General features: G+C 46.8%; 12 protein-coding genes. 8 read left to right on the top strand and 4 right to left on the bottom strand.

The genetic code is table 11. The features are described 5' to 3' along the window. Window positions 1-135: 135 nt before the first annotated feature. Entirely contained in the window at window positions 136-1,710 is a 1,575-nt protein-coding gene (gene cshA / locus AC3RCI_RS10065) for a degradosome RNA helicase CshA (protein ID WP_336779500.1), read from the bottom strand. A gap of 302 nt (window positions 1,711-2,012) precedes the next feature. Here cshA and AC3RCI_RS10060 point away from each other — a divergent pair, with 302 nt between their 5' ends. The 4 genes from AC3RCI_RS10060 (at window position 2,013) to AC3RCI_RS10045 (ending at window position 6,087) form a co-directional block, all read left to right on the top strand. Then, window positions 2,013-2,834, top strand: a complete 822-nt coding sequence (locus AC3RCI_RS10060; RefSeq protein WP_095288017.1) for a YitT family protein — start codon at window positions 2,013-2,015, stop codon at window positions 2,832-2,834. Window positions 2,835-3,008: 174 nt separating this feature from the next. Further along, window positions 3,009-3,197, top strand: a complete 189-nt coding sequence (locus AC3RCI_RS10055; protein ID WP_170948057.1) for a hypothetical protein — start codon at window positions 3,009-3,011, stop codon at window positions 3,195-3,197. 162 nt (window positions 3,198-3,359) lie between these two features. Further along, a complete protein-coding gene (locus AC3RCI_RS10050; protein ID WP_127536448.1) occupies window positions 3,360-4,541 on the top strand; it encodes a putative glycoside hydrolase in 1,182 nt (393 codons plus the stop codon). A gap of 181 nt (window positions 4,542-4,722) precedes the next feature. Beyond that, window positions 4,723-6,087: an MATE family efflux transporter gene (locus tag AC3RCI_RS10045; protein ID WP_492473272.1), complete on the top strand. Its 1,365-nt coding sequence runs from the start codon at window positions 4,723-4,725 to the stop codon at window positions 6,085-6,087. A 93-nt stretch (window positions 6,088-6,180) separates the two neighbouring features. Here AC3RCI_RS10045 and pfkA read toward each other — a convergent pair whose 3' ends face one another. Together pfkA and AC3RCI_RS10035 are read right to left on the bottom strand one after the other, a co-directional pair. Then, window positions 6,181-7,152: a 6-phosphofructokinase gene (gene pfkA / locus AC3RCI_RS10040; protein WP_127536449.1), complete on the bottom strand. Its 972-nt coding sequence runs from the start codon at window positions 7,150-7,152 to the stop codon at window positions 6,181-6,183. Window positions 7,153-7,206: 54 nt separating this feature from the next. After that, window positions 7,207-8,232: a tetraprenyl-beta-curcumene synthase family protein gene (locus AC3RCI_RS10035; RefSeq protein WP_492529862.1), complete on the bottom strand. Its 1,026-nt coding sequence runs from the start codon at window positions 8,230-8,232 to the stop codon at window positions 7,207-7,209. Window positions 8,233-8,465: 233 nt separating this feature from the next. On the opposite strand from AC3RCI_RS10035, the gene AC3RCI_RS10030 reads away from it, so the two are divergent. Both AC3RCI_RS10030 and AC3RCI_RS10025 read left to right on the top strand, forming a co-directional pair. Next, complete coding sequence (locus AC3RCI_RS10030) at window positions 8,466-9,806, top strand: polysaccharide biosynthesis protein (protein ID WP_336779497.1); 1,341 nt, start codon at window positions 8,466-8,468, stop codon at window positions 9,804-9,806. Between the two features lie 35 nt (window positions 9,807-9,841). Continuing rightward, window positions 9,842-11,020, top strand: coding sequence for an MFS transporter (locus AC3RCI_RS10025; protein ID WP_154896019.1), 1,179 nt, complete (start codon window positions 9,842-9,844; stop codon window positions 11,018-11,020). A gap of 126 nt (window positions 11,021-11,146) precedes the next feature. Here AC3RCI_RS10025 and AC3RCI_RS10020 read toward each other — a convergent pair whose 3' ends face one another. Further along, window positions 11,147-11,344 carry a cold shock domain-containing protein gene (locus AC3RCI_RS10020; protein ID WP_095288023.1) on the bottom strand — a complete coding sequence of 66 codons (198 nt, stop codon included), beginning with the start codon at window positions 11,342-11,344 and terminating at the stop codon, window positions 11,147-11,149. A 163-nt stretch (window positions 11,345-11,507) separates the two neighbouring features. Here AC3RCI_RS10020 and AC3RCI_RS10015 point away from each other — a divergent pair, with 163 nt between their 5' ends. Further along, window positions 11,508-11,741 (top strand): hypothetical protein, encoded by a 234-nt coding sequence (locus AC3RCI_RS10015; RefSeq protein WP_095288024.1) that lies wholly within the window; start codon window positions 11,508-11,510, stop codon window positions 11,739-11,741. Window positions 11,742-11,744: 3 nt separating this feature from the next. Next, on the top strand, window positions 11,745-11,930 hold the full coding sequence (locus tag AC3RCI_RS10010; RefSeq protein WP_095288025.1) for a hypothetical protein: 186 nt from the start codon (window positions 11,745-11,747) through the stop codon (window positions 11,928-11,930). The last annotated feature ends 185 nt before the right edge of the window (window positions 11,931-12,115 follow it).

Below are 12,115 nucleotides of genomic sequence, written 5' to 3'. Positions count from 1 at the left end.
AAGCCAGTACTTCCCGAAAACAGATCAGCAACTCTGCTTGTTATGGGTTCTACAGCGTAACGGATTCAGGCAATTTGAGACATAAAAAAAAAATGGAGCAGCTGCCTGCCCCATTTCTTAAATCAATCTTGCATATTATTCAAAAGAGGAATCTTTCGCAGGACGACGTCCTTCGTTGTTGCTTGGACGTGGTTTGCGGTCACGGTTGTAACCACCTTCTCTGCTTCCACCGCCACTACTGTTGCGATCGCGATTGTATCCTCCACGTCCGCCACCACTGCTGTTGCGGTCACGGTTGTAGCCACCGCCGCCACCGCTGCGGTTGCCGCTGTAACCTGATGGCTTACGTCCGCCAGAGCGAACATCTGGTTTACGACGTTTCGCACGGATCGGATCTTCAGGAGTCAGATCAACTTGAGCATCTTTTTTGTCGCCTGTAAGGAGCTTCAGGGAAGCTGACAACAGTTGAACAGAATCGTATTGCTCAAGCAATTGGATAGCGATACCTTTGTATTCGTTCAGTTCACCATTTTGTACGATTTCGAGCAAACGTTCAGCTGTCAAACGTTGTTTTCCTTCTACTGCTTCAGCCAATGTTGGCAGAGGCTTACGAGGGATACGGTGACGAGTTACACGTTCAATAAAGTGCAGGTGATCAATCTCACGCGGTGTAACAAAGGACCAGGCAGCACCCTCTTTACCAGCACGTCCAGTACGACCGATACGGTGAACGTAGCTTTCCGGATCTTGCGGAAGGTCAAAGTTCACAACGTGTGTTACGCCAGATACGTCGAGACCACGTGCAGCCACGTCTGTTGCTACGAGTACATCAATGCTTCCATCACGGAATTTACGCATTACCGTATCACGTTGGTTCTGGGACAGGTCACCATGGAGACCGTCAGCTGAATATCCACGTTTTTGCAATGCTTCAGCCAATTCGTCAACACGACGTTTTGTACGACCGAATACGATTGCGAGTTCTGGAGATTCCATATCAAGCAAACGGCTAAGCGCTTCGAATTTTTGACGCTCTGGCACTTCAATGTACGCTTGGTCAATCAAAGGTGCGCTAACTTGTTTCGGGATAACAGACACGTGCTCAGGATTGGTCAGGAATTGCTGAGCCAATTTTTGAATGTTAGGAGGCATTGTTGCTGAGAAGAGCATCGTTTGACGATCCGCAGGGACTTGTTTCAGGATGGATTGGATATCCTCCATGAAGCCCATGTCGAGCATTTCATCTGCTTCATCCAATACAACAGTTTGTACATCTTCAAGTTTAATCGTTTTGCGGTTGATGTGATCCAGGAGACGTCCAGGTGTACCGATGATAATCTGTGGTTTTCTTTTCAGTGCACGGATTTGACGAACGATATCTTGTCCTCCGTAAATTGGCAGGGAGCGCAAACCTTTGAAGCGGGTAAGTTTTTCGATCTCTTCGGCAACTTGGATCGCAAGTTCACGTGTAGGTGCCATAATGAGGGCGCGGATTTTTTCGTCACTTTTGGAGATTTTGCTGATCAGCGGAATACCGAATGCAGCTGTTTTACCGGTACCTGTTTGAGCTTGGCCGATCAAATCTCTGCCTTCTAGCGCAATAGGGATCGATTTGGATTGAATCGGCGTCGCCTCTTCAAACCCGAGTTCGGTGATGGCTTGCAGCACCAGTGGTTCAAGATTGAAATCTACGAAATTTAAATTTGTCAAAATTATTCATACTCCTTCTATAGGGTGGACATGGTGGACAATCCACTTTGTTGTCTGTATTCTTAAGTAGCGTTAATATTTATAGGGTATCCCATATGGGCAAATTATTTTCATTATCAACATAATTCGTGAATGGGTCCCCAACATAAGACTAAAACTACATACATGTGTTTGAAACATTTCAAATTTTATCGTTCCATTTGGAAAAAGTTCCCTACTCAAGAATATCCACAAATCATTATATCACAAAACAATTCAAGATTACCAGCAATCTGGTTTTAAATATAAATGAGGTGATTAAATTGCCCAAAATAATATGGCACTCTTTAGTGATCATATTGGGTGCTGCAGCTATTGCCTGTGGCTTCAACTGGTTTTTGGTTCCCCATCAGCTGCTAAGCGGCGGGGTATCCGGTATTTCCATGCTTCTTGGTTATTTTACAAGCTTGAATCTTAGTATAATGTACTTTGTTCTCAACATTCCTCTGCTGGTCGCAGGTTGGTTTATTCTTGGACGACGATTTATTATATTAAGCATCGTGTCGGTAGCTGCCACATCCTGGTTTATTGGATTGCTGCCTGTTTTTGTCGTGGCAACAGACCCTCTGCTCAGCTGTGTGTTTGGCGGCGTGCTCGTAGGTCTTGGTACAGGCATCTCCTTCCGTGTAGGCGGTTCTACAGGAGGACTCGACATTGTGGGTTCCATCTTCACGCGTTACCGGGATTTCCCCATTGGTACCGTTATGGCGGGTATGAATGGAGCTATTATTATGCTCGCTGGTTATCTGAACAATGACTGGAATATTGCTCTCGCCTCCATGGTTTCGATCTACATTACAGGTAAGGTGCTTGATCTGATCCATATCAGCCATGTCAAGGTGACATTGTACATTATCACGAACGAGACGGAAGCCATGTTGAAGAAATTGCTGGTTCGTCCCCGTGGTGTCACTAAGATCAAAACTCAGGGAGCATACACCGACATTGAAAAGGACATGTTAATGACAGTGACTACTCGTTATGAGCTGGTTGAGATTAAACGCATCATCAAGGAAACCGATCCAAATGCGTTCGTCAATATCGTTGAGACAGTCGGTGTCATGGGTTCTTTCCGCCGAAGTTGAGACACATGTACGGTTAACAATTTATATAATTGTGGTATAATAATTGTGCACGGCTCCTAAATATGATGTATAGCAGGATCTGCCCTTCACTTTCACAGGCCATATGCTTTTCCGATTCGCCCCGAATGACTTACCATTTTGGAATTCGAGTAGGAAAGGGTGATTATTGTGGATATGGAAACGGTAAAACTGTTTGAAATCGTCAACAGATGGTGCCCGGAAATGCTCCCTTTCTTGAAACCGAATGAGCTCGATTCACTTATTGTTCTCCGGGATGGGCTGGGCATTCTGGAGCAGGGAGACGCAATGGAAATCATTCAGTACAGTATTTGTGAGCATCAGAACGACATCTACATTCAATAATATTTTTTTGATTAATCACGCCGCTTCTTGGGAGGTTCTCCTCGCAGGAAGCGGTTTTCATTTTTTCCGGAATGTTTCATCACTTGATTAATATGGTTAAAAGCCCAGAGGCTTTATTATATAATTCAATCATGGAATGTACATAAAGGGAGTGGGAATAAAATGAATACGTTTTGGGCTTTACTGGCCATGGCCTTGGGAAGCTTCAGTGGAGTATCGGCAACAGCAGATCAGGGTGACCAGCAGCTTCAATCGTTAACAAATAGTTTTAACACCGCCATTATTCAATCCCAAAAGGATCAAGTCGTCATTGATGCGGATAATCCGCCTGCCAAAATTGACCCTCAGCCGGATGCTCCAGTTGTCAAAGGAATTTATGTTACGGCTTACAGTGCCGGCGGAGCCCGGATGAAGGAGCTGCTCGATCTGATTGATAATACAGAGCTTAACTCCATGGTCATTGATATCAAGGACGACCTCGGATACATAACCTACCCTACAGAGAACCAATCGTTACAGAAAATGGGCAAATCCCAACCGTTTATCCGGGATATTGACGCCTTGATGAAACGACTGCAAAAACACGAGGTCTACCCAATTGCACGGGTCGTTGTATTCAAAGATACGATCCTTGCCAAGAAAAATCCGGAGCTTTCCTTCCGAAACAAGGACGGATCGGTATGGGCCAATGGCAAAGGCGACAGTTTCGTTAATCCGTACAGCAAGGAAGTTTGGGACTATAATATTGAAATCGCCAAGGAAGCCGCCAAGCTAGGATTCAAGGAAATTCAATTTGACTATGTGCGTTTCCCAGAAGGCTTCGAGAACCGTGCCGATATATTAAAATACACCAAAACCGACAAATCGCGGGTCGATGTTGTTGCGGAATTTGTTCAATACGCCCGCAAGGAGCTTGCGCCTCTGGGTGTCCGGGTTTCGGTTGATATTTTCGGCTATGCGGCCTCTGTACCCGCAGCAGAAGGAATCGGTCAGGACTTTGTTAAAATCTCCGAAAATGTGGACGTGATCTCACCAATGGTCTATCCAAGTCACTACTCTACCGGATGGTATGGCGTAAAGGATCCTGACAAGGACCCTTACACAACGATCAAAGGCTCCATGGAGGATACACATAAGAAACTCGACCCAACCAAGGATCTTAAACCGGTAATTCGGCCTTGGATTCAGGACTTTACGGCCAGCTGGCTCGGCAGTGGACACTACATCAAATACGGCAAAAAGCAAGTCGAAGACCAGATTCGTGCAATGAAAGACATGGATGTGGATGAGTATCTGCTCTGGAATGCGTCCAATCGTTATACCTCAGGTGTGAACTATAAGTAAAGCACTCTTCCCTTAATTATCATCTTCCCGTTCCGCTCACGCGGAGCGGGATTTTTATTATTTTCGCCACGTAATTCCGGCCTTTCCCTGTTCAAATTCAGCAAAATCCACTACAATGAATAGCTGTCGTATGATAGTTTGATGATCATTATTATGAATAGCGAGGCACTTTCAAGTGAACATGACAACCACCCGTTTTTCGCAAAAAGTAAAGCAATTCCTGATCATATTTCTACCGATATTCACAACACAAATTGCCCTGTCTGCCATGTCTTTCTTCGACACCAATATGTCAGGCAAGTTTTCCCCTGCGGATCTCGCTGGTGTAGCTATTGGCACGAGTCTGTGGATGCCGGTACAAACCGGGCTTAGCGGTATTCTTATCGGAATCACCCCCGTGGTATCCCATCTGCTGGGTTCCAAGCGCAATGATCAGATCGGCCACAGCGTGATCCAGGCACTATATCTGGGCATCGCGGTGAGCCTAGCCGTTCTGGCCATCGGAGCCGTGGTACTTACCCCAATTCTGAACGGGATGCCTCTGGAGCCACGGGTTGCACGGGTAGCTTTTTATTTCTTAAGCGCACTGGCTTTTGGCATCATTCCACTGTTCGGATATACCGTGCTGCGCAGTTTTATGGATGCACTTGGACAGACACGAATAACCATGTTAATTACGTTAGTGTCACTTCCGGTTAATATTTTGCTGAATTATCTGCTCATCTTCGGACGTTGGGGTTTCCCCCAGCTGGGAGGTGTAGGTGCAGGCGTCGCTACCGCGTGTACATACTGGATCATTTTTTTGATCAGCATCTTCTTTGTTCACCGGATTGAACCCTTCGCCCAGTATGGCGTGTTCCGCCATCTCTCCGGCATATCGCTGGGCAAATGGAAAGAATTGCTCAAAATCGGGGTACCCATCGGATTCGCTACTTTTTTTGAAACGTCAATCTTTGCAGCCGTTACATTAATGATGAGCCGATTTGATACCATCACGATTGCTGCGCATCAGGCTGCTCTTAATTTCGCCTCTACGCTGTACATGCTGCCAGTGAGCATATGTATGGCCCTCACCATTCTGGTCGGTTATGAGGCGGGTGCAGGACGTTTAAAGGATGCCAAACAGTACAGCCTGCTTGGCATCGGCGGAGCTATTGTACTCTCGCTGCTCACTGCAGTCGTATTGCTCGTGTTCGGGGAACAAATTGCAGGACTGTATTCAAACGAGCAAGAAGTCATTGCGTTGACTCAGCATTTCCTGATATACGCCATCTTCTTTCAAATTTCAGATGCCATTGCAACACCGACTCAGGGTGCTCTTCGGGGATACAAAGACGTTAATCCTGCACTGATCATTACGTTTGTGGCTTATTGGATCATTGGCCTTCCAGTGGGATACATTACAGCTACGTATACAACGCTTGGCGCTTTTGGATACTGGATTGGCTTGATTGCCGGCCTCGCAGTCGGTGCTACAGCACTACTATGGAGGCTATTCCTGGTTCAGCGAAAAGCGGCCATCCGCATGATCGAGCAATCCCGATAAACCGATCGATATAACGCAAACAGATCATAATGTTGATTCATACAAAAAAGAGCACAGCCCGTTTAGACGGCGCTGTGCTCTTTTGCTTGTTGTTTATTGAGATAAACGTTGTGCAAGCTCGTAAGTGTTCATATCGAAATCCTTTTTGGTGTTAACGACTTTATCGATGTCTGTCAGAACAAGCTCACCTTTGATAATGCCACACCCCTTGTCGGTCTCTCCCGCGATCAGGCTGCGCACAGCAAAGTCTCCCAGACGGCTGGCAAGGTTGCGGTCAAACGGAGTCGGCGTACCGCCACGTTGAATGTGACCCAGTACGGTTACACGCGGCTCATATGTCGGACAGCGTTCCATCAGTTCTTTGGCCACATCTTCACCCTTGCCAACACCTTCGGCAACGATAATGATACTGTGGCGTTTGCCATGTGCGAAGTTGGCTTTCATCCGGTCTGCCACTTCATCCATGTCAAATGGAACTTCAGGCACCAGAATCGTTTCTGCACCCGAAGCCAGTCCGGCATGAAGCGCAATATCACCACAGTGGCGGCCCATAACTTCAACGATGGAAGAACGTTCGTGGGAAGACATGGTATCACGCAGTTTGTTGACTGCATCGACCACAACACTTACTGCTGTATCGAACCCGATCGTGTAATCCGTAAACGAGATATCGTTGTCGATGGTTCCCGGAAGACCCATTGTATTGATACCGAGTTTACTTAGTTTGTTGGCACCATTGTAGGAGCCGTCCCCACCGATTACAACCAGACCATCGATGCCGCGTGCACGCAGGATATCTGCTCCCTTTTGCTGACCTTCAGCAGTATAGAACTCTTTGCAACGGGCGGATTGCAGAACCGTTCCCCCGCGCTGAATGATGTCACCTACACTACGCAGATCCATTGGGAATATATCGTTGTTCAAGAGACCTTGGTACCCGCGTTGAACACCGTATACTTCAAGACCGTGGAACAGTCCGCTGCGAACGACCGCACGAACAGCCGCGTTCATTCCTTGTGAGTCACCACCGCTCGTTAAAACTGCGATTTTTTTTACTGCTGTCATGATGTTTCTTCCTCCTCTAGTTTCACTTCAGGCTTCCGCAACAATGCGCCTGACTTACATATGCTTGCGAATCCAGCGACTGAAGATAAAGAAAAAAACTCTGGTCATTGGACTCTTCTTCATCAAACGCTTGGATATGGCGCGAACTTCCTGCTGTTCGCTGACTTTGGGATCAGACAGGTAAATGGCAAGCAGTCCTTCGATAATCATCCGGTGAAAAGCACTTCCCGGAATATTCTGCACATCACTGCGGGCCATCTCCACAATAAAAGCAATGCGGTCTAGCATCATCTCCACATTTTCGTAATAATTGCAGAAGTTGAGATCTCCACCGATACGATCTTCATCCTGATCGATTAAATAATCGAGCATAATGTGCAATGCGCATACATGCGGAAAATAGGCAGTATGGATTGAGGCCGCCTGCTCTTCAGTCAGCTGATCATCACTCGCAGCCAGAAACAGCATGAATACGCCCAGCGTAGAGCCGGTAGCGGCGGCAAATTCGTTCCAACGGAACTGAGGTGTACGGTGGCGATGCTCTGCCCACCACTCGAGCAGTGCCGTTTCTCTCAGTTCCGGTTTGATGTGCTTATATACCTGCAGGTCCGTGTATAGGCCTGCCAGATCCTGAATTTGAGGCTTGGCGGACGCATATCCAGGCAGCTGACGTGTGAGCTCCTGACATGTCGTCACCAGATTCCGTAAGTATCCACCATCGTCCTGCTCCTCACGGAGCGCATAATAATTGACCGGGGTTGCTTCGGGATCTACCGCATCAAGCATGGATTGATGGAGAAGCCGAAAATCATTCGGGTCCATCGATGTGCTGCGGTCGCACAGATTGTCCAAATAATCACTTATGGTTTGATAAGAAACGATGAGCGGAATCAAGATGTGCCTCTTAGGCATATCGGGCAAAGCATAAACCGTTCCACCCTCACAGTGAAACTGTTTGTCCTTGAGACTAGCCAGAGCCTGATTGCGCAATTCCTCATTCGGAATTTTCTCAGCCTTAGCTCTCCATTCAGCCAGTTCTTTCCGCGTTTCCGGAATGGTGTACTTGTACACCCTTCTCATCAATTCCAGCGGTCCCCGCGGATATTGATGTCGACTTTGATTAGATTGGCTCAAAATAAATGTGCCTCCACTTGGTTGAATACGTATTAGAGCGATTTTTAACCAATCCCATTATAATATGAACCCCTTAATTGTACAAATGATCTACTGCATAATCACGGGAAAAAATCGCTTCCGCCAACTAGCCTTTGTGATATACTAAGCATATTTCATCCATCAAAGGAGTCGTTGACATGATGTCAAGTGAGCCTCTCTCGTGGAGACGGTTATTTGCTTTTTTTGTACCGCTCGGCATATCCGCCTCTTTGGTTACCATTTCTCACGTAATTATTAATAGCACACTCGCCAGATCCGCCCATCCGGAGACGGTCATTGCCAGCTACGCCATTGCAGGCAGCCTGCTGACCCTTACGGAACGCCCCTCCACACTGCTGCGGCAAACCTGTTCTGCGCTGGTACGGGACCGCCTGTCCTTTCAGGCCCTCACTTTCGTCACCAAAATATTTCTTGCCTGCGTACTGCTGATCGGATTCCTTATCGTATACTCTCCCATTGGTACAGTGGTTTTTAAATATCTGTTCGGCGTGAGTCCCGATTTATTGTCCAAAGTAATCGATGTCTACGAAATCCTGATGTACGTCAGTATCTTCTCGGTCATTCGCAATATCTATCAAGGCATTATCATTACGAATAATCGGACCAAATGGCTGACGATAGGCATGTTATTTCGTCTTGGAGGCATGTATGGCCTATCCTTGTATTTCATCTATACAGACAGTATTAACAGTGGTCGTGTAGGCGCTATCATTTTTGCGGCAGGTATGATGATTGAAGCGCTCGTCAGTTTTCTTGAGGGAAACAGCATCAAGCGGAACATGCCAGCCAAGCTAGAGGATCATCCTGTCGAAAACAAAGGAGACGTTTTCCGCTTCTACAAACCGCTGCTGTTATCCAGTTTTGTCGCCTTGTTCATCGGACCTGTCATTAATATCGTGCTTGGCAAAACAACAGGTATTGCACTGGCCATCTCTTCTTTTGCTGTAGCCAGCAGTTTGATGCAGCTCATGTTAAGCTTTTTCACCTACATCCATCAAATTGTGCTTAATTTCTATGAGATTGATGCCAAACTGGTGAAAAAATTCGCACTGGTAACCGGATTCATTCCTTTTGCCATGACAGCAGCCATAGCCTATACGCCTCTAGGTCCATGGGTACTGGAAAATGTAATGAGCGTTCAGGGAAACCTGCTGCAGCAAAGTTTGTGGACACTGCGTGCCTTTGTGCTATTTCCCCTGATTTCGCCTTTTCTTGATTTCAGCAATGGGCTAATCCTGCTGCGGGGACAGACCAAAACGATGTTCCGCTCCCAGTCAGCCAATGCAATCTGTACCGTGATCGTCCTGCTCATTTTGGTCAGCATCTTCCCAGCTTGGAACGGCATGATTGGTGCAGTCGCCCAGTCCCTCGGTCTGCTGGCAGAACTGATCATTGTATGGCTCGTTATCCGGCGCACGCAGAAGGAACCTTCCATGTCTGCTCCACCGTCCCGCAAGTCGTCTTCACTTAAAGGCTAAATATTGAAATGTAATGAAGAATGGAGTCTCTCAACATGAAATTAAGTCACAACGCCCGCCCGGATCAAAACTGGCTGCGGGCACTTATGTTTACAATTTTCGGTTCAACCGTGCTGGTGGTATCCTATCTCCAGCTCTACTTCAGTCATCTGGGATTCAGCCGGGCCGAGATTGGCTACTTGTACGGTATAGGTCCACTTGTCTCCGTATTCTCCAACATGTTCTGGAGTATGGCCAGTGACCGCTACAAAACGGTTCGCAAAGTCATGATTATTCTGCTCGGCGGACAATTAATTACAGGCGTCATGCTCGCCAATGCAACGTCCTTTGGCCAAGTATTTATCCTGGTGACGTTATTTTACTTTTTCTATTATCCGGTCTACCCGCTTGCCGATACGATGGCAATTACCACTGCAAGCAAATACGGTCGGAATTTTACGTCCATTCGAGTTTTCGGCTCCATTGGCTATGCTTTTTTTGCATTAAGCATTGGTTATTTTCTTGGTTCTTTTGGACCCGGGTGGACGATGTGGGTGTGCGTTACACTTGCGGCCATTACTCTTCTGATTGGTTTCCGGTTGCAGGATCAGAATGAACCCTCTGGAAGCAGCAGTAAAATGGAGCTATCCGGGCTCTGGGCAATCCTGAAACGAAGAGATGTGCTGAGCTTTTTCGGGTGTGTCTTCCTGCTGGCATTGGGGCATCGAATGAACGAAGCGTTTCTCACCATCACGCTGAAGGATCTCGGTGCCAGTGAAGGCCTGATCGGCTGGTCGCTGCTCATTTCTTCCGTGAGCGAGATTCCTATATTCCTGCTGCTCAGCAAGTATGGCAATCGGTATAAGGAGCTTCCGTTACTCACCTTTGCTGCCCTTATGTATACCCTTCGTTTGTTTCTGATGTCTGTATCGGATACACCTGCCGCTGTTGTCGCCATTCAAACCATGCACAGCGTCACCTTTGGCATTTTCTATGTAACAGCCGTTCGCTATATTACCCGCCTTGTACCCGATGCGTATCGTGCGACAGGTATGGCCCTGTTCACCATCGTATGGTCAAGTGCCTCAGGTCTGCTCAGCGGAACCTTTGGCGGGTTGATATTGGATCATGCAGGCAGACAGGTCTTCTATCTTACTGCCATGGCCTTCTCACTCGCTGCACTTCTTGGTTTCATCCTGAAGCTGTTATCCAGTATGACCAAACGTGCACAATGAGCACACCTCGCTCTTTTTATAAAAATGAACACAAAAAAGCACAGTCTCCGTAGGGGACTGTGCTTGGGTTCTTTATATTCAGCTAGAAGCCAATCATTTATAAGAAATCCGGTGAACGGAAAAATCTTACAATTTAATTACGTTAGCTGCTTGAGGACCACGGTTTCCATCAGTGATTTCGAATTCTACCGCTTGACCTTCTTCCAATGTTTTAAAGCCGTCGCCTTGGATTGCGGAGAAATGTACGAATACGTCCTCGCCGCCTTCAACTGAAATAAAGCCATAGCCTTTTTCTGCGTTAAACCATTTAACTGTACCTTTCAAATGAACAACCTCCTAAAAATATCGCCATCTATGGCGAATACCCTCATTATACTGTATGACTTTCCACTTTGCAATTTATCTTTTCAATAAATGCGGAAAAAATTTGCTTTGAAACGTAGGGTACGGTATCATTTTACCAAAACCGTAAGTTTGGAGACTATCTATGATTAAAAAACATGAAATATACAAAAGAGACAAGTGGAATATGATGACAGTAGAAGTACAAGGCAAATACCTCGTACTCCGTGAAATTTCAGAGGAATGGGGCGAAGAATGCCACACGTTTCTCAGCCGCCCTGCCTTGATGCACTGGGCTGAGCGCCGTTTTCCAAAAGCCGATTTCGAGAACCGCGAGGATGAATGGCGTCAGCTGATGGCTGCTTTCAAAGAGGTGTAATGAATGACGCTTGACTCAAGCAATGTTGTCATCTTCATTATCCTCGCCTTTTCGCTGGGAGTTGTGCTTATTCTGGGACGCAGTTCCATTCCGGATCGACTGCGACGGGGAATGGCCCTTATAGCCACACTGCTTATCTGTTTTGCTTTTTTCCTGATCGTCTATTTCCTGGCCAACATGGGAGCCTAGTGCTCTCAAATATTTCAATCGGTCCGAGGCCATACTATACCGAATTGCTCGTATAGTCAGGAGGAAGGCCGTTGAAATATCGAAAATCACTGTTTGTCATACTAGTACTCAGTCTGATTCCTTCGTCTCTCTCCGCACAAGCGAGCGAGACGGGAGCAGATTGGTCTATACATCAACTTCATCAA

This window comes from Paenibacillus sp. MT124 (assembly GCF_058792755.1).
This window is presented reverse-complemented; position numbering and strand designations above follow the sequence as displayed.

Bases quoted from the DNA above. Each gene is read 5' to 3' on its own strand.
- AC3RCI_RS10025 (WP_154896019.1), top strand. From the start codon at position 9,842: ATGAAATTAAGTCACAACGCCCGCCCGGATCAAAACTGGCTGCGGGCA.
- AC3RCI_RS10045 (WP_492473272.1), top strand. From the start codon at position 4,723: ATGACAACCACCCGTTTTTCGCAAAAAGTAAAGCAATTCCTGATCATA.
- AC3RCI_RS10030 (WP_336779497.1), top strand. From the start codon at position 8,466: ATGATGTCAAGTGAGCCTCTCTCGTGGAGACGGTTATTTGCTTTTTTT.
- AC3RCI_RS10035 (WP_492529862.1), bottom strand. From the start codon at position 8,232: ATGAGAAGGGTGTACAAGTACACCATTCCGGAAACGCGGAAAGAACTG.
- pfkA (WP_127536449.1), bottom strand. From the start codon at position 7,152: ATGACAGCAGTAAAAAAAATCGCAGTTTTAACGAGCGGTGGTGACTCA.
- AC3RCI_RS10010 (WP_095288025.1), top strand. From the start codon at position 11,745: ATGACGCTTGACTCAAGCAATGTTGTCATCTTCATTATCCTCGCCTTT.
- AC3RCI_RS10050 (WP_127536448.1), top strand. From the start codon at position 3,360: ATGAATACGTTTTGGGCTTTACTGGCCATGGCCTTGGGAAGCTTCAGT.
- AC3RCI_RS10015 (WP_095288024.1), top strand. From the start codon at position 11,508: ATGATTAAAAAACATGAAATATACAAAAGAGACAAGTGGAATATGATG.
- AC3RCI_RS10055 (WP_170948057.1), top strand. From the start codon at position 3,009: ATGGAAACGGTAAAACTGTTTGAAATCGTCAACAGATGGTGCCCGGAA.